Genomic DNA, 23,530 nt, shown 5'->3' with positions numbered 1-23,530 from the left:
TCCGGGGGACGGAGGCGACGGGCACGGCCGATGACAGGCCTGTCCGCCCAGCGGTGGACCGGCCCGTCGCAGGGGAGTCCATTACGCGGGCACGGCTGAACAGTCGCAGTTCGGATCTGTCACCATTCTCCACAAGGCAAGAGTTCGCCCAGGAGTCCACCCGGACGGGGGAACGCGGCACGACCGCGCTCCGACGCCCAGGACTTCGACAACCGTGGCGGACGCCCCCGACCAGAACAGGGGCCGTCCACCGGCTGCGGATGCAAGGACCAGTCGGACCGGGGCCCCGGACACGGGAGCCGGGGTGCGGCCGGGTCGAGGACGCGACCAGGAGATGGATGGGACCGCGGAGTGCGGGGCTACGACCGCTACGAGGTTGACGATCACCTCTCCCAGTTCGAGGCCGAGATGGATCGGACTCGCAAGGAGCGGGACAAGACCGTCGAGCATGCCGAGGACCTCGCCTACCAGGTGGAGGTGCTCCGGGCCAAGCTGCACGAGTCCCGTCGCATGCTCGCCCAGCCGCGTGCTTTCGACGCCGTCTCCGGCCAGGCCGAGCAGCTGCTCCGCACCGCCGAGATGCAGGCCCAGCAGCTGCGTGCCGACGCCGAGCGGCAGCTGCGCGACTCCCAGCAGGCCACCCAGCGCCTGATGGCCGAGGCCGCCGAGCGCACCGCCCGGCTGGAGGCCGAGCTGGCCGCCCGCCGCCGCCAGCTGGAGGACGAGCTCACCGAGCTGCGGCGCAGCGCCGAACAGCACGTCAACGAGAACGTCAACTGGGCCGAGCAGACCCGGGCCGGCACCGAGCAGGAGGCCCAGCGCCTGCTCCAGGAGGCCCGCGCCGAGGCCGAGCGGATGATGGCCGCGGCCCGCGCCGAGGCCGCCGCGCTGTCCGACCACGCCCGTGCCCAGACCGCCGCCGACGTCGACGCCGCCCGCGGCGAGGCCCAGGCCGCCGCCGAGGCCGCCCTCCACCGCGCCCAGACCGACGCCGAGCGCCTGCTGCGCGCCGCCTCCGAGCAGGCCCAGCAGGCCGGCGCCCAGGCCGCCGCCGACGTGAACGCCGCCCGCGGCGAGGCCCAGCAGCAGCTGGCCGCCGCGCACGCCGCCGCCGAACAGCAGCTCGCCGCCGCACAGGCCGAGATCGGTCGGCTCAAGGAGCACGCCAGCGCCGAGCAGGCCCGCGCCGAGGAGGCGCTCGCCCACGCCCAGGCCGAGATCGAGCGGCTGCGCGCCGAGGCGATCGCCGAGGCCGAGCGCACCCGTCGGGAGTCCGCCGAGCTCCGCGCCCAGGCCGAGGCCGCCGCCGAGCAGCTCCAGGCCGATGCCGAGGCCGCCGCCGTCCGCAAGGTCGCCGACGGCGAGGCCGCCAGCGAGCAGCGCTCGCAGACCGCCCGCGCCGAGGTCGCCAGGATGGTCGCCCAGGCGACCAAGCAGGCCGAGGCCATCCGGGCCGAGGCCACCACGGAGGCCGAGCGGATCCGCGCCGAGGCCGCCGCCGAGGCGGAGCGGCTGCGCGAGCAGGCGCAAGCCGCCGTCGAGCAGGCCCAGAACGCCGCCCTGGACGACGCGGCCGGCATCCGCGAGCGGGTCCGGCAGATGCAGGACGAGGCCGCCCGGCTGCGGGCCGAGGCCGAGGAGCTGCGCGCCCAGGCCGCCGCCGAGGCCGACCGGGTCCGCGGCGAGGCCCGCCGGCAGGCCGTCGTGCAGATCGAGGAGTCGGCGAAGAACGCCGAGGAGCTGCTGACGAGGGCCAAGACGGACGCGGACGAGCTGCGCGCCGGCGCGGCCGCCGAGATCGAGCGGCTGCGCGAGCAGACCAAGCAGCAGGCCGCCGAGACCCAGGGCCGCGCCGAGCAGACCCTCGACCGGGCCCGCGCCGAGGCCGAGAAGATCGTCGCCGGTGCCGAGCAGCAGGGCCAGGACGCGCTCGCCGCGGCCAAGGCCGCGGCCGCCGAGAACCGTTCCGCCGCCGAGCGTGAGACCGCCGAACTGCGCCGCGAGGCAACGGAGTTCGACCAGCGGGTGCGGGCCGGGGCGAACGCCGACGCGCAGGCCGTCCGGGCCGACGCGCAGGCCGAGGCCACCGCCGTGCTGGACGCCGCGGTCGCCGACGCCGAGCGGCTGCGCGCCGAGGCCGACGCCGAGCTGGCCCGGACCCGGGCCGAGGCCGACGCCGCCGCCGAGGCGCTGCGCGAGGAGAGCCGGCGCGAGCGCGAGGAGGCCGCCGCCGGTCTGCTCCGCGAGCGCGAGGAGACCGCCGAGCAGCTGGCCGCCGCCCGGACCGCCCGCGAGCAGGCCGAGACGGCCGCCGCCGAACTCACCGAGCGCACCGCCGCCGAGACCACCGCGCTCCGCGAAGCCGCCGAGGCCCACGCCGACCGACTCCGCACCGAAGCCGAACGGACCGCCGCCGAACTCACCGAGCGCACCGCCGCCGAGACCACCGCGCTCCGCGAAGCCGCCGAGGCCCACGCCGACCGACTCCGCACCGAAGCCGAACAGAGCGCCGCCGAACTCACCGAGTACACCGCCGCCGAGACGGCCCGTCTGCGGGCGGAGGCCGAGGAGGCGCTGGAGGCCGCCCGGGCCGCCGCCGAGCAGCGGACGGCCGAGGCCGAGGCCGCCGCTTCGGCGCTGCGCGAGCGGGCCGAGGCCGACCTGGCCCTGGCCTCCGAGCAGGCCGAGACCGTCCGGGCCGAGGCCGGCCGGGAGCTGTCCGAGGCGCGTGCCACCGCCGAGTCGATCCGCGCCGAGGCGCGGGCGGTGCTGGAGCAGGCCGGCATCGACGGCGAGAAGCTGACGGCCGCGGCCAGGGCCGAGGCCGCCGAGCTGGTCGCCAACGCCGAGGACGAGGCCGCCGAGGTCCGCCAGTCGGTGGCCGGGATGCACGAGGCCGCGTCCCTGCAGATCGCCGAGCTGCGGGCCACCGCCGAGCGCGAGGCCGCCGAGGTCCGCCGGGAGGCCGAGCAGGCCGCCGCCGAACTGCGCGACACCGCCGAGCGGGAGACCACCGAGCAGCGCGCGCTGGCCGACCGGGAGACCGCCGAGCTGCGCGAGCGCACCGCCCGCGCGATCGCCGAGCAGCACGAGAGCGCCGACCGGGAGACCGCCGAACAGCGGGCCCTGGCCGACCGGGAGACCGCGGACCTGCGGGCCCGGACCGCCGCCGAGACGACCGCGCTGCGCGAGCAGACCGAGCTGGAGCTGGCCGGCGAGCGCCAGGCCGCCGAGGCCGAGCTGGCCCGCCGCCGCGCCGAGGCGCAGGCCTACGACGAGCAGCTGCGCGCCGAGGCCGAGGCCGAACTGCACGCCGCCCGGGAGAACGCCGAGCAGCAGCGCGCCGCCGCCGAGGACCGGGCCGCCCGGACGGTGGCCGCCGGCGAGGAGCGGGCCGCCGCCACGATCGCCGAGGCCGAGGAGTTCGCCGCCGCGCTGCGGGCCGAGGCCGAGGAGTACGCGCTGGCCACCCGGTCCCTCGCGGACGACTACGACGCGGACACCCACGCCCGCGCCGACGCCTTCGACGCGGAGATCCGCGAGGCCGCCGAGCATTTCGACAAGGCCACCCGCGAGCAGGCCAAGTCCGTCCTGGAGCGGGCCTTCGCCGACGCCGAGGCGCTCGGCGAGGACGCCCAGACCACCGCGCTGGCCACCACCGCCGCCGCCGAGGAGCAGGCGGACGCGATGGTCGCGGCCGCCCGCAAGGAGGCCGACCGGCTGGTCGCGGCCGGCGAGGCGGCCGGGCAGGCCGCGGTCGAGAAGGCCCGGGCCGACGCCGACGCCCTGCTCTCCGAGGCCCGCCGGGACGCCACCGCGATCCGCGAGCGCGCCGAGGAGCTGCGCGAGCGCACCGACGCCGAGGTGGAGGCCCTGCACGAGCGCGCCCGCAAGGAGAACGCGCAGGCGATGAAGTCGGCCGGCGAGCGGGTGGACGCGCTGGTGACGGCCGCCCAGGAGCAGCTGACCGAGGCCGAGGAGCAGGCGGTGGCCGCCGTCGCCGAGGCCGAGGAGCGGGCGGCGGCGCTGATCGCGGCCGCCGAGGAGCACGCCAACGAGCTGAACTCGCAGGCGTCCGCCGAGGCCAGCAAGGTCCGGATCTCGGCCGTCCGCAAGGCCGAGGGCCTGCTGAAGGAGGCCGAGACCAAGCTGGCCGACTCGACCGACCGCGCCGAGGCCCTGATCATCAAGGCCGAGGCCAAGCTGAAGTCCGCCCAGGAGGAGTCCGAGGAGCGGATCGAGACGGCGGCGGCCGAGGCGGAGAAGCGCCTGCGGACCGCCGACGAGGCCGCCGACGAGCAGATCGAGCTGGCGAAGGCGGAGGCCGAGCGGGTGCTCGCCGAGGCACGGACCGAGGCGAAGCGGGTCACCGACGAGGGCCGGCGCGAGCTGGACGAGCTGGTGCGCCGCCGCAAGGACATCAACACCGAGATCTCCAGGGTGCAGGACGTGCTGTCCGCGCTGGAGGCGTTCGAAGCACCGTCACCGGTCGTGCAGGCAAACGGGGGAAGTACGAGCAAGAAAGACGGGGGGGCCAAGGCGGGTGCCGGAGTCGGCTCCCCCCGGTCGGGTGGCAATCGTTCCGGCAGCGCACCACCCGATTGAGCGGACATTCTCCGCAAGACAACGGCATTTCGCCGACGACACTCCGGTACCGTGTCAGGATTCCCTCAACCACCTCAGCGGTTTGACGACAGGAAGCCCAGAACCCCATGAGCGACAGTCACTCCCCTCACGGCTTCGACCTGGTGCGCCGTGGGTACGAGCGCGCCCAGGTCGACGAGCGGATCACCAAGCTGGTGGCCGACCGTGACAGTGCCCTGACCCGGATCAGCGCGCTGGAGAAGCGCATCGAGGAGCTCCACCTGGAGACCCAGACCGCGCAGGCGGCGGTCACCGAGGCGGAGCCCTCCTACGCCGGTCTCGGCGCCCGGGTCGAGAAGATCCTGCGACTCGCCGAGGAGGAGGCCAAGGACCTGCGCGACGAGGCGCACCGCGCTGCCGAGCAGCACCGCGAGCTCGCCGAGGCCGCCGCCCAGCAGGTCCGCACCGAGGCCGAGAACTACGCCAAGGACCGCAAGGCCAAGGCCGAGGACGAGGGTCTGCGGATCGTCGACAAGGCCAAGAGCGACAGCGCCCAGCTGCGCGCCGAGGCCAACAAGGACGCCCAGAACAAGCGCGAGGAGGCGGACGCCCTCTTCGAGGAGACCCGCACCAAGGCCGCCCAGGCCGCGCTGGAGTTCGAGACCAACCTGGCCAAGCGCCGCGAGCAGTCCGAGCGCGACCTGGCCGCCCGTCAGGCCAAGGCCGAGAAGCGCCTGGCCGAGATCGAGCACCGGGCCGAGCAGCTGCGCCTGGAGGCCGAGAAGCTGCGCACCGACGCCGAGCGTCGCGCCCGCCAGACGGTGGAGACGGCCCAGCGCCAGTCCGAGGACATCGTGGCCGACGCCAACGCCAAGGCCGACCGGATCCGCAGCGAGTCCGAGCGCGAGCTGGCGGCGCTCACCAACCGCCGCGACAGCATCAACGCCCAGCTGACCAACGTCCGCGAGATGCTGGCGACGCTGACCGGCGCGGCCGTGGCCGCCGCCTCGCTGCCGAACGACGACACCATGGGCGTGCCCGCCCAGCAGTCGCGCTGACGCCGCGGCAGGACGGGCCCCCACCCTTGCGGGTGGGGGCCCGTCCTGCTGTCCCCCGGCGACGGCCCCGGGGCGGCTCCCTGGCGGCCCCTGGCGGCCCGGAGCGGGAAGTCGGCCGGCCCGACTCCCCACTCCCCGGGTTCACCGCGGATAGGCCCCGTCGGGCCGCTGGTGGCCACAGCTCAGCTGGTTGCCGTCGTCGTCCGAGACGGTGCCGAACCACGAGGTGCACCAGACCGAGACCGAGTCCCGCCAGTACTGCACCTCGAAGGGGTGTCCGGAGCCGTAGTCGCCGTACGAGGTGACGATGAAGGTCTCCCCCGGACGCATCCAGTAGTCCTCGCCGAGCGGCTCCAGGGTCAGTTCGAGCAGCCCCTCCCCGCGGTTGGTGACCGGTACCCGGCCGGTCACCTCCAGCGCCGAGAAGTCCCAGCCGCCGGTCTCCGCCCGCTCCTCCTTCATCGCGTCACCCGCGCCAGCAGCCCGCGCACCGCCGCGTCGAACGCCTCCGGCGCCTCCAGCGCACTCAGGTGCCCCACGCCGGGGATGACGGTCAACTCGGCGTCGGGCCGCGCCCGCACCATCAACTCGGCCTCTTCGAGCGGCATCAGGCCGTCCAGCTCCCCCGCCACGACGGCGGTCGGCACCCGTACCCCGGCGAGCACGTCCAGAGTCTGCGGCCGGGCCGCCATCGCCCGCTGCGCCCAGGCCACCGCCGCCGGCGACGCGGCGGCGATCATGCCCTGGACGCGGTCGACCAGGTGCCCGGAGTCCGGCCCGAGCTGGCCCGCCGCCATCCGCTCGTCGAGCAGCAGCTGGACGCTGTCCCGGGCCAGGACGGCGGCGGCGATCCGCTCGCGGTTGGCCCGGGCGGCATCCGTGTCGGCGGTCGCCTTGGTGTTGGCCAGCAGCAGACCGGCCATCCGCCGCGGGTGGCGGCGGGCGAAGGCGAGCGCCACGTACCCGCCCATCGAGAGACCGCCGATCACCGCCCGGTCGATCCCGGCCGCGTCCAGCAGCAGGGCGACGTCGTCGGCCACCGCGTCCAGCGAGGGCTCGTCCGTGCCCAGCTCGGTACTGCCGAAGCCGCGCTGGTCGGGCGCGAGCACCCGGGCCTCGTGGCCGGTCGTCCCGGGCAGCCCGTCCAGTTGGGCGGACCACATCGAGGCATCGAGCGGGAAGGCGTGCAGGAGCACGAGGGGCATTCCGGTACCACTCTCGCGGACCGACAATGCGGAGGGGAGCTGGGTCATGCGCCCACCGTAGTTCGGTGCGCCCGGCGGGCCCACTCAGCGGGCCACCCTGTCCGGTTTGTCATAGCCTGACGGAGAGTGAGGGAGCGCGAATGATCGAGTTGCACGAACTGACCAAGCGTTACGGCAAGACGCTCGCGGTGGACCGGCTCAGCTTCCAGGTGCCGCAGGGTGTGGTCACCGGGTTCCTCGGCCCCAACGGCGCCGGCAAGTCCACCACCATGCGGATGATCCTGGACCTCGACCGGCCCTCCGGCGGCCGCGTCACCATCGACGGCAAGAGATACGGGCAGCTCAGCGAGCCGCTGAAGTACATCGGGGCACTGCTGGAGGCCAAGGCCGTCCACCCCGGCCGGACCGCCCGCGACCACCTGCTCTGGCTCGCCCAGAGCAACCGCATCCCCACCGGGCGGGTCGACGAGGTGCTCGCCCTGGTCGGCCTCACCCCGGTCGCCCGCAAGCGCGCCCGCGGCTTCTCGCTCGGCATGGGCCAGCGGCTCGGCATCGCCTCCGCCCTGCTCGGGGACCCGGAGATCGTGATGTTCGACGAGCCGGTCAACGGGCTCGACCCGGAGGGCATCCTCTGGATCCGCAACCTGATGAAGCGCCTCGCCGCCGAGGGCCGGACCGTCTTCGTCTCCTCCCACCTGATGAGCGAGATGGCCGTCACCGCCGACCACCTGGTCGTCATCGGCCGGGGCCGGCTCCTCGCCGACCTGCCGATGGCCGAGTTCATCCGGCGCAACTCCCGCACCGCCGTCCGCCTGCGCAGCCCCCAGCCCGAGCGGCTGCTGGACGTCCTGGCCGGTGCCGGGCTGCGCGGCGAACCGGGCCCGGACGGCTCCTACGAGGTGGTCGACGGCGAGCTCGCCGCGCTCGGCGACCTGGCCGCCGCCCACGGGGTGGTGCTGCACGAACTGAGCCCCCAGCAGGCCTCGCTGGAGGAGGCCTTCATGCAGATGACCGCCGACTCGGTGGAGTACCACGCCGGGAGCGGCGAGGGCCGCGACGCGGCCGGGGCGCCCGGCACCTGGGGCACGAACTGGCAGGGCGCGGCGGCGCAGCAGGAGCCGGCGGCCGTACAGCAGAAGGAGAACTGAGATGGCGTCCTTCCCCGCGGTGCTGCGCTCCGAGTGGACGAAGATCCGCAGTGTCCGGTCGACGGTCTGGACGCTCGCGCTGGCCTTCGTGGTCACCCTCGGTATCGGCGCCCTGCTGTCGCTGCTCACCAACAACAACTTCGAGGAGTTCCGGGGCGACGCGGACAGCCCGTTCGACGCCACCGGGACGGCCTTCTCCGGCATCATCCTCGGCGAACTGGCCATCATCGTCTTCGGCGTGCTGGCGGTCGGCAACGAGTACAGCAGCGGGATGATCAGGGTCACCCTGGCGGCCGTCCCGCAGCGCGGGACCCTGCTCACCGGCAAGATGGTGGTGCTCGGCGCGCTGGCCTTCGCGGTCTCCCTGGTCACCGCGTTCATCACGTTCTTCGTCGGCCAGGCGCTGCTCGGCGACCACTCCACCAGCCTCGGCGAGCCGCACGTGCTGCGCGCGGTGTTCGGCGCGGCGATGTACCTGACGCTGCTCTGCCTCTTCTCGGCCGGCGTCACCGCGATGCTGCACAACCAGACGCTGGCGCTGGGCGTGCTGGTGCCGTTCTTCTTCCTGCTCTCGCCGATCCTCTCGGCGGTGCCGAAGGTCAAGACGCTGGCGCACTACTTCCCCGACTACGCGGGCTCGCGGATGATGCTCGTCTACGAGCAGCACAACCAGCCGTACGGGCCGTGGGCCGGCTTCGCGATCTGCCTGGCCTGGACGGTGGCCGCGCTGGTCGGCGGCGCGCTGGTGCTGAAGAACCGCGACGCCTGACCGGCTCGCCGACGCGGCCGCGGCGCCCTCAGTACCGGGGTGCGCCGCGGCCGCGCTGGATGTTCGAGGCCCGGCGGTCGCGGGCGCCCCAGCACGCCCGGTGCCAGTGCCGGCGGTCGTCCACCCCGGCCCCGTACATCGGCCACGCCACCACGTGGCCCACGCCCGGCGGGATCTCCTGGTCGCAGCCCGGGCAGCGGTAGTGCCGGCCGGCGGTGCCGGCCACCGTCTGCACCACCCACTCGTCCCCCCGGTAGCTCTCGGTGCGGCGCAGCGCGCCGCCGAGCGGAGCGGCCGGCGCCGAGTCCTCGTGGTCGGCTGCGCTCTTGATCCGGTTGCGGCGGGGCGACACGTCTGGCTACCTCTCTACGGGGGCTCGTGACCGTTCCAGGTTACGGCCGGCGCGCACCCCTCGAAGCCACTATCACGGCGCCGCCCGGCGCTTCGGTGTTTCCCGTGATATCCACCCGTTCTTCTGTGAAATTCGTGGTTCGGCGTGCCATTGGCACATGACATCGGTTACTCACAAGGGGAGAGGCGGGGCCCGCAGACCCTGCGCGCACCCGAGGAGGCCCAAGGATGACCAAGACCAGCGCCCGCGCCGAGACCCGCCGACCCGTCGGAGTCCGGCCGCCCACCGTCGGCCCGGCATCGACGACCGCCGGCCCGGCCACCGCCACCGGCGCCCCCCTGCCGGCGCCCCAGCGCTCCGCCGCACGCCCCGCGGACACCGCACCGGTCAAGGTCGGTGCCTTCCTGCTCTCGGCCCAGTTCCCCGGACAGACCCACGGCGAGGCGCTGGACCGGACGGTCCGGGCCACCGTCGAGGCCGAACGGGCCGGCCTGGACAGCGTCTGGCTCGCCGAGCACCACTTCGTCCCCTACGGCGTCTGCCCGAACGCGGCCACGCTCGCCGCGATGCTGCTCGGCCGCACCCGCCGGATCGGGATCGGCACGGCGGTCAGCGTGCTCTCCACCGCGCACCCGGTGGCCCTCGGCGAGCAGGCCGCGATGCTGCACCTCGTCTCCGACGGGCGCTTCACGCTCGGGGTGGGGCGCGGCGGTCCGTGGATCGACCTCGATGTCTTCGGCGGCGGGGTGGAGGCCTTCGAGCAGGGCTTCCCGGAGCGGCTCGACCTGCTGCTGCGCTGGCTGCGCGGCTCCCGGGTGGGCGCGGACGGCCCGCAGTTCAGCTTCCCCGAGGTGGCCGTGGTGCCGCGTGCCACCGAACCGCCCCGCCGGCCCGACCTCGGCGCCTGGCTCGGGCTCGGCGACCAGTCCGGGCTGCTGCGCTTCCCCCGCCAGCGGGTGGAGGCGGACGCGCCCGTCGACGAACTCACCGCCTCGGGGCGCCCGGTGACCGGCCCGCCGCTGGTGGTGGCCTGCACCTCACCCGGCGGGGTCCGGCTCGCCGCCGAACGCGGCCTGCCGATGCTGCTCGGCATGCACTCCGGGGACGACGACAAGCTGCGGATGCTGGAGCTCTACCGCACCGCCTGGCTGGCCGCCGGGCGCGGCGAGGAGCAGCTGCGCCGGATCGGCCGCCAGCACGTCGCGGCCGGGGTGGCGCAGGTCGACGACCGGACCTCGACGGCCCGGGCCACGCTGCTGCGCGCGATGCCCGGCTGGTTCGAGTACGGGCTCGGCGCCCACCGCACGGTGGACGGCCGGGAGCGCAAGATGCGCGACCCGCACGCGTACACCGAACTGCTCTGCGACCTGCACGCGGTGGGAACGCCGAAGCAGTGTGCCGACCGGCTGCTGGCCACCGCCGAGCGCACCGGCATCCGGCGCTTCGCCCTCCTCGCCGAGGGCAGCGGCGACCGTGAGGCCACCCTGCGGAACATCGCCCGACTCGGCTCCGAGGTGCTGCCGCAGCTGGGCTGACGTCGCCGGGCCGCCCCTCCCCTGAGCGGAGTGGGGCGGCCCGGTGGCGGTTCCGGTGCCGCGGCGGCGGCACCGGCGTTCCCCGCGCCGTCGAACCGGCACGGTCGGCCCGCGCGATCAGCAGTCCCGGAGTTCCTCGGACTGGTTGAGCAGCTGCTCCCGGACGGACGTGAAGCGATCGAACCGCGCCTCGTTGGAGTCCGACGGCAGGAACACCGCCACCCGGTGACAGTTCTGGAAGGCCAGCCGGACGCCGAAGTGGCGCTGCAGCGCACCCCGGATGGCGTCGCTGGCGAGGGCCCGGAGGAGCTGGCCGCGGGCCTGCTCGCTGGGCGGCGGAACGTGGTTGTCGGCGAAGTCGGTGCCGTCGACCTTCGCCTGGGCGACCAGCGAACTGATCAGCTCCCAGGCGTACGGCAGGGAGACGCGGACGCAGTCGACGAATTCCCGCTCGTCGACCTCGCCCCGCTCGGCCTTTTCCAGCAGGGCCGGTGAGACGTCGAGCGACATGGATTCTCCTCTCGCGGTCCACCCGCGCGGCGCCCGGGTGGTGATGCGTAGTCCAAGCTGAGGGTGAGGGTGGGCGAAACGCGCGTGATGTCCGGAACGCCGTCGGACGGCTGTTTCCGGCACCGCGCGGAGGCGGCGGCGCCGAGGCCGCGTCGGAGGACGCGTCGGGGGCACCGGCCGCTCAGGACAGCGTGGCAGCCGATCGGGGGCGAGGCCGGGGATTCCTGTGGATTGCTCCGTAAATACGCCTTGCTGCACCAGATTGGCCGGATCCTGCTGGATCGTTCATCTGAAGTCTCCGTCCCCGTTGACAGCTCCGCTGCAAGCAAGCCGTCACACACCGTAGCTGCCCGTGGGAATGGGCGCCAGAGTGCCGACAGGCATTCGCGGGATCGCCGAACTTCCATGTTCGCGGGGTTCGCGGATTCTTCACCCGGCCGTCGCGGAATCGCATCAACTGGCCCCGGTGGGCTAGCGTGGTCGACCGTGCGTCTCGTAATTGCCCGCTGCTCAGTCGACTATGCCGGTCGGCTCTCCGCCCATCTGCCCTCCGCCACCAGGCTCATCCTGGTCAAGGCCGACGGCAGCGTCAGCATCCACGCCGACGACCGCGCCTACAAGCCGCTCAACTGGATGTCCCCGCCGTGCACCCTCAAGGTGGGCGACGGGGTCTGGACAGTGATCAACAAGGCCGGCGAGAAGCTCATCATCACGCTGGAGGAGGTGCTCCACGACTCCTCCCACGAACTCGGGGTGGACCCCGGCCTGATCAAGGACGGTGTCGAAGCACACCTCCAGGAGCTGCTGGCCGACCGGATGGAGGTGCTCGGCGCCGGCTGGTCGCTCATCCGCCGCGAGTACCCGACCGCGATCGGCCCGGTCGACATCCTCTGCCGCGACTCCGACGGCACGACCGTCGCCGTCGAGATCAAGCGCCGCGGCGAGATCGACGGCGTCGAGCAGCTCACCCGCTACCTGGAGCTGCTCAACCGCGACCCGCTGCTCGCCCCGGTGAAGGGCGTGTTCGCCGCGCAGGAGATCAAGCCGCAGGCCCGCGTCCTCGCCACCGACCGCGGCATCGGCTGCGTGGTGCTCGACTACGACGGACTGCGCGGCATCGACGACGACAAGCTCAAGCTGTTCTGACCGATCAGCCCGTTGTGACCGTGCCGGTCGCCGTCGGCGAAGGGGTCCCGGGCGTGCTCGGCGCGGTGGTCGGGGAGCCCGGGGTCGACGGAGCGGTCGTCGGAGGCGTCGTGCCCGGACCGGAACTGGTCGGCACCGAGGGCGGGACGGTCGGCTGAACCGGCGGCGGCACGGACGGGACCACCGGCGGTTGCGACTGGCCCGGGGACGGCGACTGCGAGCCGGTCGCGGTCGGCGACTTGCTCGGCTTCTTCGACGCCGACCCGGACGCCGAGGGCGAGTGCGAAGTCCCGCCGCCCGCCGACGACTCCGGGCCCGCCGGGTCCTGCGCGGACGGGGTCTGCGGGCCCTGCGAGCCCGACGCGTCGTCGGACAGCGTCGGTTCGGGGCTCAGGCTCGGCCGGGGCGCCGGCCGCCCCGCCGGCAGGCCGGTGCCGTCGTCCGTGCTGCTGAGCGGGTCGTTGCCGCGGTGCTCGTCCGGCCCGGTGACGCTCAGCCCGACCGCCGTCCCCAGCACGCCGAGCGCGAGGACGGCCGCCGAGGCGGCGATCACCGTGCGCCGGGTGCCGCCGGCCGTGCCGGGGGTGGTCTTGAACCGCCACGGCACCTGCGCGATGGCCCGGATGACGGGACGTCGGACGGGCGCCGGGGCGGTCGTCGCCGCGGCGGGCAGCTGCCGGCCGTCGGCGCGCAGCAGATCGAGCATCCGGCGGGCGCCGGCGGCCCCGCGCGGCTCGCCGAGCGCGGCCCGCAGGGTGAGGGCGGACTCCAGTTCGGCGACGGCCCGCCCGGGCTCCCGGACGCAGATCGCGTAGACGCCCAACTCGTGGTGGAACCAGGCCTCGTCGGCCCGGGAGCCGGTGTTGCGGGCGGCCTCCAGGCCGAGCAGCAGGGCGCGCTCCCAGGCGCCCCAGCGCAGCGCCAGGGCCAGCGCGGGGCCGGCCGCCCGGGCCAGCCGCAGGACGGCCGCGTGCCGGCCGGCGGCCCGGTCGGCCAGCAGCACCCCGATCACCACCTCCGCCTCGGCGGCGATCTGCTCCGTGGAGACCGAGCTGTGCCCGACCCACCAGGCGAAGTGCTGGGCGGCGCCGTCGATGCTGCGGCGGGCCGGCCAGTGCGGGGCGAGCAGGTCCAGCGCGCCCGCGGTGAGCCGGTGGTGGCCGCCGATGGACACCGCCAGCCCGGCGTCGGCGAGTTCGTGCAGCGCGCTCTCGCCCTGGCCGACGTCGATCAGCGCGGGCAGGTGCGGCGCGGTCGGGCACTCGCCGCCGAGCGCCACCGCGAGCCTCAGCACGGCCTGGGCCGGCTCGCTGAGGCCCTCGGCGAGCCGGACGGCGGGCGAGGCGCTCTCGGCCACCGACGGCAGCGGGACGGCCCCGCGCAGCTCGCTCTCACGGACCGCCGGGTCGGGGTGCCGGTCGGGCTCCTCGACCGCGCCGAAGACGTCCAGCCGGTCCTCCTCGGCGGCGACCAGCGCGTCCACGGCGACGTCCCGCTGACGCAGCAGCGCGGCGGCCTGGACGAAGCGCAGCGGCAGCCCCTCGGACTCGAACCAGAGGTCGACCGCCCAGGCCTTCTCGGCCGCGTCCAGCGGCCGGCCGGCCAGCCGGGCGGCGAGCGCGAGACAGGCGGACCGGGAGAGCCCGGCCACCAGGTGGTCCCGCAGCCGGGAGTCGGCGGACAGCGGCGGGCTGTCGGGCGCGACGGAGATCAGGAAGGCGCAGTCGGGGGCGGCGGCGAGCACCCGCTCCAGCTCCGCGCCGACCGGTTCGACCTCGTCGACGACCACGACCGCGCCGACCTGCGCGAGGTGCTCGGCGAGCTGCCCCGGGTCGGGCCGGAAGCCGGGGGCCTGGTGGGTGGCGGCGAAGAGGTCCTGGAGCAGGTCGTCGCCGGTGCGGCGGTGACCGCAGAGCTGGACGACGCCGCCGGGCGCGAGGTCGCCCGCCGCCTCGGCGACCGCCGAGAGCAGGGCGCTGCGGCCCGAGCCGGCCTGGCCGACCAGGCGTATCGAACGCCCCTCGGCGAGCAGGCCGAGCAGGTGGGCGATGTCGGCCTCGCGGTCGAGCAGCGGCAGGTCGGCCGGGCCGGCGCCGAGGGCGAGCGGTCCGACCGCGCGGCCGGGGCCGCCGACCGGTCCGCGGGCGGGTTCGGTGCGCCCGATCCGGCGCGGGCGGGGCCGCCACTCCTCGGGGCAGGGCCGGACCTCGGACCCCTCCGGGGTGCCGACGGTCACCAGCAGGGCCCCGGAGACCAGCTCACCGCCCCGGGTGCGGACGGCTTCCTGCCGGAACTCACCGGATGGCTGTCCCACGATCTGCTCCGCCCCTGGTCGGCCGACGACTCGGTACGGCCGTTCCGGACCGGGGGTGCGCCCCTGCCTCCGGCCGGGGGGACCCCCACCCCGCCGGGGCGGGAAGGAGCCGGTCCTGTCCCCGGCGGCCGTCTTCTGACGGCAGACTCTTGCACATCCGGTCCGGACCGCGCAGGGCGGTCCCTCTCCGGGGGGCGCGCGGGAGCCCTAGAGCACCGGGCCGAGGGCGGGCAGCGTGGCGCCGTAGGGCTCGGGGACGACGCCCTCGACGGCGAGGATGCGGTGCAGCCGGGTGGCCACCAGCAGGCGCTGGAGCTGCGCCGGGACGGAGCGCAGCACCAGCCGGCGGCCGATCCGGCCGGCCCGGCGGTGGGTCCCCATGATCACACCGAGGCCGGTGGCGTCCCAGAACTCCAGCCGGGTGAGGTCCAGTACGAGGTCGCCCCGACCGCCGTCGACGGCCTGGTGCAGCCGGACCCGCGCGTCGGCGGCGGTGCGCACGTCGAGGCGGCCCTCGATGGCCAGCGCCGTCTGGTCGCCCGTGATGCGCATGGTCTCCTCCTCCGCCTGGCGGTCACTGGTACGGGTCGTTCCGCCCCGGCCGCGCGGGCCCGGATCGGGTGTCCACCGGGCGGGCGTGGAGCCCCGCGCCCGGGCCGGCCGCAGCATCGTCGGCGTGGGCCGGGTCCCCCTCATCTGACGGTGAACCAGGTCCGCAGGTTGCTGGTTCCGGCCAGATCTGAAGCAACTTCACTCGTCCGAGGGAATATACGCAGGAAGTCTCCACACCTACGCTCGATTACCGCCCAAATCACCCGTCTGCGGCACCCGGCGTGAGGAAACTCACCCGCCCCCGGCGAGGTGGGCCGTACGGTGCGGCGACCGCACGGCCCGGTCGGTCAGCGGCCCCGGCGGGTCACTTGGCCGGGTACGGGTAGAAGCCCTGCCCGCTCTTGCGGCCCAGGTCACCGGCGGTGACCATGCGGGCCATGATCTCCGGCGCGGCGAACTTCTCGTCCTTGGTCTCGGCGTAGATGTTCCGGGCGGCGTGCAGCAGGATGTCGACGCCGGTCAGGTCGGCGGTCTCCAGCGGGCCCATGGCGTGTCCGAAACCGAGCCGGCAGGCGGTGTCGATGTCCTCGGCGCTGGCGACGCCCGACTCGTACAGCTTGGCGGCCTCGACCACCAGCGCCATGATCAGGCGGGTGGTGACGAAGCCGGCCACGTCGCGGTTGACCACCACGACCTCCTTGCCGACCCCCTCGGCGAAGGCGCGCGCGGTGGCGAGCGTCTCGTCGCTGGTCTTGTAGCCGCGCACCAGCTCCACCAGGCGCATCAGCGGCACCGGCGAGAAGAAGTGCACGCCGACGACCGACTCGGGGCGCCCGGTGGCGGCGGCGATCCGGGTGATCGGGATGGCCGAGGTGTTGGAGGCCAGCACCGCGCCGTCCTTGGCGAGCTTGTCGAGCTCCTTGAAGACGGCTTCCTTGACGTCCAGCTGCTCGAAGACCGCCTCGACCACGATGTCGGCCTCGGCCACCGCGCCCAGGTCCGTCGTGGTGGTGATCCGGCCGAGCGCCGCCTCGGCGTCCTCGGCGGTCAGCCGGCCCTTGGCGACGAACTTCTCGTACGAGGCCCGGATACCGGCCACACCGCGCTGCAGCGCGGCCTCGGTGACGTCCCGCAGCACCACCGGGTGTCCGGCCTGGGCGGAGACCTGGGCGATACCGGCACCCATCAGGCCGGCACCGATCACGGCGATCTGCTTGCTGGACGCGTTGCTCATGGCTGGGTCTCCCGGATGCCGTCGCCGCCCTGCGGGCGGGCCCTGAAGGCGGCTCAGCGCAGGGGTCACCCGCTCATGAGCCGCGCCGCTCATGCGCCGGACTCTAATGCCCTTCCGCCCGCCGTGGTGTCATCCGGGAGTGTGATCTGCGACTGACCTGGCCCGATACCGGAAGGCCGTTGTTCAGATCGTCAGACCGAGGTCCTGCGCGAGGATCGCCGCCTGCACCCGGCTGCGCATCCGCAGCTTGGCGAGGATCCGGCTGACGTGCGTCTTGGTGGTCGCCTCGGCCATCTCCAGCCGCTCGGCGATCTCGCCGTTCGACATCCCCGCGCCGATGCAGGCCAGCACCTCCCGCTCGCGCGGGGTGAGCCCCGACACCGACTCCCGCGTCTCGGGTCCGACCGCGCGGCCGGGGCGGGCGAAGGTGCCGATCAGCCGCCTGGTCACCGAGGGCGCCAGCATGCCGTCCCCGCGCGCCACCGTGCGGATGCCCTCGACCAGGGTGTCCGCCTCCAGGTCCTTCAGCAGGAAGCCGGCCGCGCCGGCCCGCAGCGCGCCGTAGACGTACTCGTCCAGGTCGAAGGTGGTCAGCACCAGCACCTGGGCGGCCCCCGCGGCCACCACCCGGCCGGTCGCCGAGACGCCGTCCAGCCGGGGCATCTGCACGTCCATCAGGACGACGTCGGGCCGCAGTTCCAGGGCCAGCCGCACCGCCTCCTCGCCGTCCGCGGCCTCCCCGACCACCTCCAGGTCCGGCTCCGCCCGCAGGATCATCACCAGCGCCGCCCGGACGGCCGCCTGGTCCTCAGCCACCAGCACCCGAATCGTCATGCCCGCCGCTCCCCTTCCGCCGCCACCGGCTCCTGCGGCAGCACCGCCCGTACCGTCCAGCGGTCCCCGACCGGACCGGCCTCGAAGCTGCCGCCGAGCAGCCCGGCCCGTTCCCGCATGCCCACCATCCCCGCCCGGGCGCCGGGCAGCTCCCGGCCCACGTCGGTGCGGTACGGGCTGTCCACGGTGATCCGCAGCTCCTGCGGAAGGTACTCCAGCAGGACGTGCACCCGGCCCGGGCCGGCGTGCTTGAGCGCGTTGGTGAGCGACTCCTGCACGATCCGGTACGCCGCCAGCCCGACCGGCACCGCCGGCTCCCCGCGCTCGCCGTGCTCCGCGAGCTCGAACTCCAGCCCCACGGCCCGCCCGGCGTCCCCGGCCTTGGCCAGCAGCGCGTCCACCGCACCCAGGTCGGGCGCGGCGTACGACGCGTCGGCCTCGCCGCCGCCGCTGTCGCGCAGCAGCCCTATCATGCGGCGCATTTCGGCCAATCCCTGCACGCTGTTCTCCCGGATCACCCCCAGCGCCGCCACCAGCGGATCCTCCGCCGTCCGGTGCTGGCGCCGGGCCACCGACTGGGCGCCGGTGGCGTGGATCGCGATGGCCGACAGGTGGTTGGCCACCACGTCGTGCAACTCCCTCGCCATCCGCGCCCGTTCGGCGACCACCGCCTCGCGCCGGTCCATCTCGGAGAGCAGCGCGGTCTGCTCGGCGCGCAGCCGCTGGCTCTCCGCCTCCTCACGGTGCCTGCGCACCAGGTCCCCGGTCCACACCGGTCCGAGGAAGATCAGCGAGGTGAGCACCACGACGGCCAGCGCCGTCGGGGCGTCGCTGTACAGGAAGGACAGGCTGCTCAGGACGAGCACCGAGGCGGCGCCGGACAGGTGCAGGACACGGGACATCCGCGGGCGCCCGTAGACCACCGCCGCGTAGAGCAGGTCGGTGTACATGATGGTGGTCGCGATCAGCGCACCGCTGAAGATGCTCGCCGCGAAGACCGCCCCGCCCAGCGTCACCGTCAGGATCGGGCGGGTGCGCCGGAACAGCTCCAGCGCGGCCGTGACCAGCAGCGGCGGCAGCACCAGCCAGCGCGGCACGGTTGAGGAGTGGTCGTAGACCTTGGACGCGATCAGCACCAGCCCGCCGAGCACCCCGAAGAGGGCGATCGCCCGGTCCTCCTGCCGCGGGGTGAGTGTCGGTCTGCGCACTCCCCTATCAGATCATCCCCGGCCGGTCCCCGGCTCCGGTCCAGGGAGGAGCCGCCGTACATCGAAAGGTGCAGGCCCGGTTCGGCGTCGGCGACGACGACGGGGGCGCCCCGGGCGGCAAGGCTGGGGGTACCGCCGAGAAGTCCGGGAGTCACCATGATCGTCACCCTCGTCATCGGGGCCGAGGTCGCCTTCTGGGTGCTCCTCGCCCTCGGGCTCGCCACCCGCTACCTGCTGCGGCTGCGCGGGGTGAGCACCGCGCTGCTGGTCGGCCTGCCGGTGGTGGACCTCACGCTCTTCGTGCTCACCGTGCTCGACCTGCGCGGCGGCGCCACCGCGAGCTGGACGCACGCGCTGGCCGCGAGCTACGCGGGCTTCTCGATCGGCTTCGGGCCGTCCCTGGTCCGCTGGGCCGACCGGCACTTCCTGTACCGCTTCGCCGGCGGCCCCAAGCCCAAGGGCGCCCCCAAGTACGGGCCCGCGCGGACCCGCCACGAGTGGGAAGTCTGCCGCCGCACCGTGGTCTCGGCCGCCATCACGCTGGCGCTGATCACCGCGCTCGTCCCGCTCTCCGACGGCGCCGCCGGCTTCGGCACCTTCACCGGCTGGTACCTGCGGCTGGGCATGGCGGCCGGGATCAACGTGATCGTGGCCGGCTGCTACTCGCTCTGGCCCAAGGAGGCGCCGGCCGGCGCGATCGTCGAGGACGGGCACGTGGTCGGCTGGAAGATCCCCCAGCAGCAGTAGCGGCCCGCCGCCGGACGCCCGACCGCCCCGCCGACCGGCGGGGCGGTCGGCTCACCGGTTCTCGCCCGGCACCCAGAGCACGTCGCCACGCTCCTTGTTGGCCGCCCGGGCCAGGATGAACAGCAGGTCGGACAGCCGGTTGAGGTACTTGGCGGTCAGCGGGTTCACGGTGTCCCCGTGCTCCTCGATCGCCGCCCAGGTGGCCCGCTCGGCCCGCCGCACCACCGTGCAGGCCAGGTGCAGGTGGGCCGCGCCGACGGTGCCGCCGGGGAGGATGAAGCTGCGCAGCTTCTCCAGCGACTCCAGGTAGTGGTCGCAGTCCGACTCCAGCTTGTCGATGTAGGACTGCAGCACCCGCAGCGGCGGGTACTTCGGGTCTTCCACCACCGGGGTGGCCAGGTCCGCGCCGACGTCGAAGAGGTCGTTCTGCACCCGGACGAGCACCGCGGTGACGTCCTCGGCGAGGCCTCCGGCGGCGATCGCCACGCCGATCGCCGCGTTGGCCTCGTTGGTGTCGGCGTACGCGATCAGGCGCGGGTCGGTCTTGGTCGTGCGGCTCATGTCACCGAGCGCGGTGGTGCCGTCGTCGCCGGTACGGGTGTAGATGCGCGTCAGATTGACCATGCCGCCCAGCCTAGCGAGCCGGGTTAGGCCGCGTTAACCCCCGGCCCGAGGGTCTCGTCGCTACGCGACGTTCACCCTCCCCCAGCCTCCGGCCGGGAGGTGCCCCCACCCCGAGCGTGTCGCCGCTACGCGACGTTCACCCTCTGCCCGGGCGGGGCGGCTTCGAGCCAGGCGAGGAAGCCGGTCAGGGCGTCGTCGCTCATCGCCAGCTCCAGCGGGGCGCCGTTGTGCAGGCAGCGGAGCACGACCGAGCCGGAGAGCAGCGCCAGCTCCTCCTGGCCCTCGGGGTAGCGCCGGCCGAGCACCTCGATCTCCCGGCGGGGGAGCACCCGGCGCGGGCGCGGGGCGTACGAGAAGACCCGGAACCACTCGATCGAGTCACCGCTGTAGCGCCCGATACCAAAAACCCACCCCTTGCCATCGGTCTGGGGGACCGGGGCCGAGGTGGGTTTGCCGTTCTCGTCGAGGTCGGGCTGCGTCGAGGCGTCGGCGGGCATTTTGAGCCGGTAACTGCAGTCGAACGTTCCGCCGACCCGCTGGATCACACGGCGCCGTACCGCGAACGCCACCAGGCCGATCACACCCAGCGCAACGACCGCCGCGCACACCACAAGGGCGAGGACCATGCTCACCTACCTCCTCGCTACCCGCGTTCCCCGTATCGGTCGTATCAGGCGACCGCGTTGACCTACCAACTGAGACGACAGTCCCGGGGTCACGCTCGCGCGTCCCCGGGACCGTCGGTCGACCCCGCTAAGCGAGGGTCCTGCGCACTCAGGCGTGGGCCTTGAGACCGCGCGCCGCGAACAGACGCACCTCGGCGCGTCGCTCGGCGTGCTCGTCCAGGTCCGACTGTGCCTTCTCCAGTGCACGCTCGGCGCGCGCGACGTCGATCTCGTCCGCCAGCTCGGCGATCTCCGCGAGCAGAGACAGCTTGTTGTCGGCGAAGGAGATGAAGCCGCCGTGCACAGCGGCGATCACGGTGCCGCCGTCCACGGTGCGGATGGTGACCGGACCGGTCTCCAGCACGCTCAGCACCGGGGTGTGCCCCGGCATGATGCCGGTGTCACCGGAGGCCGTACGGGCGACGACGATGGTGGCCGCACCGGACCACACCTTGCGGTCGGCTGCGACCAGCTCGACGTGCAGCTCAGCCAACGTGGGCTCCTAGGCTCATGCAACCCCCGATTACTCGGGAGTTTCGGTAAGAATAACGGGCCCGCGCCCCCGGCATGAAACCGGCGGCACGGATTTGACCGGAATCACAGCCGGTGCGACGTGAGGGGTGGGTCCCAGGGCTGGGGCCCACCCCTCACGATCACACTCGGCTGCTACCGGACGCGACTACTTCTTCGCGAGCTCGGCGGCGTTCTTCTCGAGGTCCTCGATGCCACCGCACATGAAGAAGGCCTGCTCGGGGACGGAGTCGTACTTGCCGTCCGCGATCGCGTTGAAGGCCTCGATGGTCTCCGACAGCGGCACGGTCGAACCGTCGACGCCGGTGAACTGCTTCGCCACGTAGGTGTTCTGCGAGAGGAAGCGCTCGATGCGACGGGCACGGTGGACCGTGATCTTGTCCTCCTCCGACAGCTCGTCCATACCGAGGATGGCGATGATGTCCTGGAGGTCCTTGTACTTCTGCAGGATCCCCTTGATACGGATGGCCGTCTCGTAGTGGGTCTGCGCGATGTACCGCGGGTCGAGGATGCGGGACGTGGAGTCCAGCGGGTCGACGGCCGGGTAGATGCCCTTCTCCGAGATCGGGCGCGACAGAACGGTCGTCGCGTCCAGGTGGGCGAAGGTGGTGGCCGGGGCCGGGTCGGTCAGGTCGTCCGCGGGGACGTAGATCGCCTGCATCGAGGTGATCGAGTGACCGCGGGTCGAGGTGATGCGCTCCTGGAGGAGGCCCATCTCGTCGGCCAGGTTCGGCTGGTAACCCACCGCGGAGGGCATCCGGCCGAGCAGGGTCGACACCTCGGAACCGGCCTGGGTGAACCGGAAGATGTTGTCGATGAAGAGGAGCACGTCCTGCTTCTCGACGTCACGGAAGTACTCCGCCATGGTCAGCGCGGAGAGCGCGACGCGAAGACGGGTGCCCGGCGGCTCGTCCATCTGGCCGAAGACCAGCGCGGTCTTGTCCAGAACGCCCGAGTCCACCATCTCGTGGATGAGGTCGTTGCCCTCACGAGTGCGCTCGCCGACGCCGGCGAAGACCGACACACCACCGAAGTTCTCGGCGACGCGGTAGATCATCTCCTGGATCAGAACGGTCTTGCCGACACCGGCACCACCGAACAGACCGATCTTGCCACCGGTGACGTACGGGGTGAGCAGGTCGATGACCTTGATGCCGGTCTCGAACATCTCGGTCTTGGACTCGAGGTCCTTGAAGGCCGGCGCCTTGCGGTGGATCGGCCAGCGGACCTTGACCTCGGCCTCGAACTCGGCCTTGTCGACGTTCAGCACCTCACCGAGGGCGTTGAAGACCTTGCCCTTGGTGATCTGGCCGACCGGCACCGAGATGGCGGAGCCGGTGTCGGAGACCTGCGCGCCACGGACCAGGCCGTCGGTCGGCTGCATCGAGATGCCGCGGACCATGCCGTCGCCGAGGTGCTGCGCGACCTCGAGGGTCAGGACCTTCTTGCCCGAGCCGTCGGGGTTGTCCACCTCGACGTGCAGGGCGTTGAACATCTCCGGAATCGCGTCGACGGGGAACTCCACGTCGACGACCGGGCCGATGACCCGCGCGACGCGGCCCGTCGCCGTGGTCGGCTCAACAGTGGTGGTCATTCTCATTCGCTCCCGCGGCTAGCGTCGGCGAGGGCGTTGGCACCGCCGACGATCTCGCTGATTTCCTGGGTGATCTCGGCCTGACGGGCCGAGTTGGCAAGCCGCGTAAGCGACTTGATGAGCTCTCCGGCGTTGTCCGTCGCGCTCTTCATCGCGCGCCGGCGAGCGGCGTGCTCCGATGCGGCGGACTGCAGCAGGGCGTTGTAGATCCGGCTCTCGACGTACCGCGGCAGCAGTGCGTCGAGGACGCCCTCCGCCGACGGCTCGAAGTCGTACAGCGGGAAGATCTCGTGCGTGGCCTTCGACTCGTCGCTGAGCTCGACCTCGTCGAGCTTCAGCGGCAGCAGCCGGGCGTCCACCGCGGTCTGGGTCAGCATGGACTCGAACCGCGTCGAGATCACGTGGACCTCGTCGACACCGTCCGTCTCGGCCGTGAAGGCCGAGATCAGAGCGGCCGAGACCGCCTTGGCGTCGCCGTACGTCGGCTTGTCCGAGAAGCCCGTCCACGACTCCGCGACCGCGAGGTCACGGAAGCTGTAGTACGAGACGCCCTTGCGGCCGACGACGTACGTCACCACGTCCTTGCCCTCGCCGCGCAGGCGCTCGGCGAGCACCAGCGAGGCCTTGATGGCGTTGGACGAGTAGCCGCCCGCCAGACCGCGGTCCGCCGTGATCAGCAGTACCGCGGCGCGCGTGGCGGCCGGGTTCTCGCTGGTGAGCGGGTGCTTGGCGTTGGACCGGGTGGCCACCGCCGTCACCGCCCGGGTGAGCTCATCGGCGTACGGAGTGGAGGCGGCCACCGCGCGCTGCGCCTTACCGATGCGCGCCGCGGAGATCATCTCCATCGCCTTGGTGATCTTCTTCGTCGCGGTGACAGAGCGGATCCGGCGCTTGTAGACCCGAAGCTGTGCTCCCATGGG

Annotated in this window: 21 protein-coding genes; 7 read left to right on the top strand and 14 right to left on the bottom strand. The window is 73.5% G+C overall.

All coding sequences use genetic code 11. From position 1 onward, the window contains the following. The first annotated feature begins 351 nt into the window (after positions 1 to 351). Together ACIF6L_RS18260 and ACIF6L_RS18255 are read left to right on the top strand one after the other, a co-directional pair. Complete coding sequence (locus ACIF6L_RS18260; RefSeq protein WP_396492537.1) at positions 352 to 4,605, top strand: hypothetical protein; 4,254 nt, start codon at positions 352 to 354, stop codon at positions 4,603 to 4,605. Between the two features lie 107 nt (positions 4,606 to 4,712). After that, positions 4,713 to 5,642 (top strand): cellulose-binding protein, encoded by a 930-nt coding sequence (locus tag ACIF6L_RS18255; RefSeq protein ID WP_218201876.1) that lies wholly within the window; start codon positions 4,713 to 4,715, stop codon positions 5,640 to 5,642. A gap of 141 nt (positions 5,643 to 5,783) precedes the next feature. Here the strand turns inward: ACIF6L_RS18255 and ACIF6L_RS18250 are convergent, their stop codons facing one another. Both ACIF6L_RS18250 and ACIF6L_RS18245 read right to left on the bottom strand, forming a co-directional pair. Beyond that, entirely contained in the window at positions 5,784 to 6,104 is a 321-nt protein-coding gene (locus tag ACIF6L_RS18250; protein WP_329489635.1) for a hypothetical protein, read from the bottom strand. Continuing rightward, entirely contained in the window at positions 6,101 to 6,895 is a 795-nt protein-coding gene (locus tag ACIF6L_RS18245) for an alpha/beta hydrolase (RefSeq protein ID WP_352289403.1), read from the bottom strand. The genes ACIF6L_RS18250 and ACIF6L_RS18245 overlap by 4 nt, the downstream gene beginning before the upstream one ends. A 92-nt stretch (positions 6,896 to 6,987) precedes the next feature. On the opposite strand from ACIF6L_RS18245, the gene ACIF6L_RS18240 reads away from it, so the two are divergent. Together ACIF6L_RS18240 and ACIF6L_RS18235 are read left to right on the top strand one after the other, a co-directional pair. After that, positions 6,988 to 7,995: an ABC transporter ATP-binding protein gene (locus ACIF6L_RS18240; RefSeq protein WP_396488477.1), complete on the top strand. Its 1,008-nt coding sequence runs from the start codon at positions 6,988 to 6,990 to the stop codon at positions 7,993 to 7,995. A gap of 1 nt (position 7,996) precedes the next feature. Continuing rightward, positions 7,997 to 8,764, top strand: coding sequence for an ABC transporter permease subunit (locus ACIF6L_RS18235; RefSeq protein WP_352289397.1), 768 nt, complete (start codon positions 7,997 to 7,999; stop codon positions 8,762 to 8,764). A gap of 28 nt (positions 8,765 to 8,792) precedes the next feature. Here ACIF6L_RS18235 and ACIF6L_RS18230 read toward each other — a convergent pair whose 3' ends face one another. Beyond that, positions 8,793 to 9,116 carry an ATP/GTP-binding protein gene (locus ACIF6L_RS18230; protein WP_329489631.1) on the bottom strand — a complete coding sequence of 108 codons (324 nt, stop codon included), beginning with the start codon at positions 9,114 to 9,116 and terminating at the stop codon, positions 8,793 to 8,795. A 227-nt stretch (positions 9,117 to 9,343) separates the two neighbouring features. Between ACIF6L_RS18230 and ACIF6L_RS18225 the strand changes: the two genes are divergently transcribed. After that, complete coding sequence (locus ACIF6L_RS18225) at positions 9,344 to 10,651, top strand: LLM class flavin-dependent oxidoreductase (RefSeq protein ID WP_396488474.1); 1,308 nt, start codon at positions 9,344 to 9,346, stop codon at positions 10,649 to 10,651. Positions 10,652 to 10,768: 117 nt separating this feature from the next. On the opposite strand, the gene ACIF6L_RS18220 is transcribed toward ACIF6L_RS18225, so the two are convergent. Then, positions 10,769 to 11,161 carry an SCO5389 family protein gene (locus tag ACIF6L_RS18220; protein ID WP_329489629.1) on the bottom strand — a complete coding sequence of 131 codons (393 nt, stop codon included), beginning with the start codon at positions 11,159 to 11,161 and terminating at the stop codon, positions 10,769 to 10,771. Between the two features lie 486 nt (positions 11,162 to 11,647). Between ACIF6L_RS18220 and nucS the strand changes: the two genes are divergently transcribed. Continuing rightward, positions 11,648 to 12,307, top strand: a complete 660-nt coding sequence (gene nucS, locus ACIF6L_RS18215; RefSeq protein ID WP_329489628.1) for an endonuclease NucS — start codon at positions 11,648 to 11,650, stop codon at positions 12,305 to 12,307. Positions 12,308 to 12,311: 4 nt separating this feature from the next. Here the strand turns inward: nucS and ACIF6L_RS18210 are convergent, their stop codons facing one another. The 5 genes from ACIF6L_RS18210 to ACIF6L_RS18190 form a co-directional block, all read right to left on the bottom strand. Beyond that, positions 12,312 to 14,621 carry an ATP-binding protein gene (locus tag ACIF6L_RS18210; protein ID WP_396488472.1) on the bottom strand — a complete coding sequence of 770 codons (2,310 nt, stop codon included), beginning with the start codon at positions 14,619 to 14,621 and terminating at the stop codon, positions 12,312 to 12,314. 207 nt (positions 14,622 to 14,828) lie between these two features. Continuing rightward, entirely contained in the window at positions 14,829 to 15,173 is a 345-nt protein-coding gene (locus ACIF6L_RS18205; RefSeq protein WP_329489626.1) for an STAS domain-containing protein, read from the bottom strand. 364 nt (positions 15,174 to 15,537) lie between these two features. After that, on the bottom strand, positions 15,538 to 16,407 hold the full coding sequence (locus tag ACIF6L_RS18200) for a 3-hydroxyacyl-CoA dehydrogenase family protein (protein WP_359803136.1): 870 nt from the start codon (positions 16,405 to 16,407) through the stop codon (positions 15,538 to 15,540). A 183-nt stretch (positions 16,408 to 16,590) separates the two neighbouring features. Further along, entirely contained in the window at positions 16,591 to 17,241 is a 651-nt protein-coding gene (locus ACIF6L_RS18195; RefSeq protein ID WP_329489624.1) for a response regulator transcription factor, read from the bottom strand. Then, positions 17,238 to 18,449, bottom strand: a complete 1,212-nt coding sequence (locus ACIF6L_RS18190) for a sensor histidine kinase (RefSeq protein ID WP_396488469.1) — start codon at positions 18,447 to 18,449, stop codon at positions 17,238 to 17,240. Before ACIF6L_RS18190 ends, ACIF6L_RS18195 begins: the two co-directional genes overlap by 4 nt. 156 nt (positions 18,450 to 18,605) lie before the next feature. Here ACIF6L_RS18190 and ACIF6L_RS18185 point away from each other — a divergent pair, with 156 nt between their 5' ends. Continuing rightward, positions 18,606 to 19,196 (top strand): hypothetical protein, encoded by a 591-nt coding sequence (locus ACIF6L_RS18185; protein ID WP_396488468.1) that lies wholly within the window; start codon positions 18,606 to 18,608, stop codon positions 19,194 to 19,196. A 51-nt stretch (positions 19,197 to 19,247) separates the two neighbouring features. Here the strand turns inward: ACIF6L_RS18185 and ACIF6L_RS18180 are convergent, their stop codons facing one another. From ACIF6L_RS18180 to ACIF6L_RS18160, 5 genes are all read right to left on the bottom strand, one after another. Then, complete coding sequence (locus tag ACIF6L_RS18180) at positions 19,248 to 19,820, bottom strand: cob(I)yrinic acid a,c-diamide adenosyltransferase (protein WP_329489621.1); 573 nt, start codon at positions 19,818 to 19,820, stop codon at positions 19,248 to 19,250. Positions 19,821 to 19,945: 125 nt separating this feature from the next. Continuing rightward, complete coding sequence (locus tag ACIF6L_RS18175) at positions 19,946 to 20,446, bottom strand: DUF2550 domain-containing protein (RefSeq protein ID WP_329489620.1); 501 nt, start codon at positions 20,444 to 20,446, stop codon at positions 19,946 to 19,948. 148 nt (positions 20,447 to 20,594) lie between these two features. Further along, on the bottom strand, positions 20,595 to 20,978 hold the full coding sequence (locus ACIF6L_RS18170) for a F0F1 ATP synthase subunit epsilon (protein ID WP_148642910.1): 384 nt from the start codon (positions 20,976 to 20,978) through the stop codon (positions 20,595 to 20,597). 186 nt (positions 20,979 to 21,164) lie between these two features. Then, positions 21,165 to 22,610 (bottom strand): F0F1 ATP synthase subunit beta, encoded by a 1,446-nt coding sequence (gene atpD / locus ACIF6L_RS18165; RefSeq protein ID WP_329489619.1) that lies wholly within the window; start codon positions 22,608 to 22,610, stop codon positions 21,165 to 21,167. Positions 22,611 to 22,612: 2 nt separating this feature from the next. Further along, positions 22,613 to 23,527 carry a F0F1 ATP synthase subunit gamma gene (locus ACIF6L_RS18160; RefSeq protein WP_329489618.1) on the bottom strand — a complete coding sequence of 305 codons (915 nt, stop codon included), beginning with the start codon at positions 23,525 to 23,527 and terminating at the stop codon, positions 22,613 to 22,615. Positions 23,528 to 23,530 lie beyond the last annotated feature (3 nt).

It is taken from the genome of Kitasatospora sp. NPDC086009 (assembly GCF_044540385.1).
GTDB lineage: Bacteria > Actinomycetota > Actinomycetes > Streptomycetales > Streptomycetaceae > Kitasatospora.
The sequence above is the reverse complement of the archived record's forward strand: the minus strand, read 5'-3'. Positions and strand labels throughout refer to the sequence as shown.

Bases quoted from the DNA above. Each gene is read 5' to 3' on its own strand.
- ACIF6L_RS18255 (WP_218201876.1), top strand. From the start codon at position 4,713: ATGAGCGACAGTCACTCCCCTCACGGCTTCGACCTGGTGCGCCGTGGG.
- ACIF6L_RS18250 (WP_329489635.1), bottom strand. From the start codon at position 6,104: ATGAAGGAGGAGCGGGCGGAGACCGGCGGCTGGGACTTCTCGGCGCTG.
- ACIF6L_RS18245 (WP_352289403.1), bottom strand. From the start codon at position 6,895: ATGACCCAGCTCCCCTCCGCATTGTCGGTCCGCGAGAGTGGTACCGGA.
- ACIF6L_RS18240 (WP_396488477.1), top strand. From the start codon at position 6,988: ATGATCGAGTTGCACGAACTGACCAAGCGTTACGGCAAGACGCTCGCG.
- ACIF6L_RS18235 (WP_352289397.1), top strand. From the start codon at position 7,997: ATGGCGTCCTTCCCCGCGGTGCTGCGCTCCGAGTGGACGAAGATCCGC.
- ACIF6L_RS18225 (WP_396488474.1), top strand. From the start codon at position 9,344: ATGACCAAGACCAGCGCCCGCGCCGAGACCCGCCGACCCGTCGGAGTC.
- ACIF6L_RS18220 (WP_329489629.1), bottom strand. From the start codon at position 11,161: ATGTCGCTCGACGTCTCACCGGCCCTGCTGGAAAAGGCCGAGCGGGGC.
- ACIF6L_RS18205 (WP_329489626.1), bottom strand. From the start codon at position 15,173: ATGCGCATCACGGGCGACCAGACGGCGCTGGCCATCGAGGGCCGCCTC.
- ACIF6L_RS18200 (WP_359803136.1), bottom strand. From the start codon at position 16,407: ATGAGCAACGCGTCCAGCAAGCAGATCGCCGTGATCGGTGCCGGCCTG.
- ACIF6L_RS18195 (WP_329489624.1), bottom strand. From the start codon at position 17,241: ATGACGATTCGGGTGCTGGTGGCTGAGGACCAGGCGGCCGTCCGGGCG.
- ACIF6L_RS18185 (WP_396488468.1), top strand. From the start codon at position 18,606: ATGATCGTCACCCTCGTCATCGGGGCCGAGGTCGCCTTCTGGGTGCTC.
- ACIF6L_RS18180 (WP_329489621.1), bottom strand. From the start codon at position 19,820: ATGGTCAATCTGACGCGCATCTACACCCGTACCGGCGACGACGGCACC.
- ACIF6L_RS18175 (WP_329489620.1), bottom strand. From the start codon at position 20,446: ATGGTCCTCGCCCTTGTGGTGTGCGCGGCGGTCGTTGCGCTGGGTGTG.
- atpD (WP_329489619.1), bottom strand. From the start codon at position 22,610: ATGACCACCACTGTTGAGCCGACCACGGCGACGGGCCGCGTCGCGCGG.
- ACIF6L_RS18160 (WP_329489618.1), bottom strand. From the start codon at position 23,527: ATGGGAGCACAGCTTCGGGTCTACAAGCGCCGGATCCGCTCTGTCACC.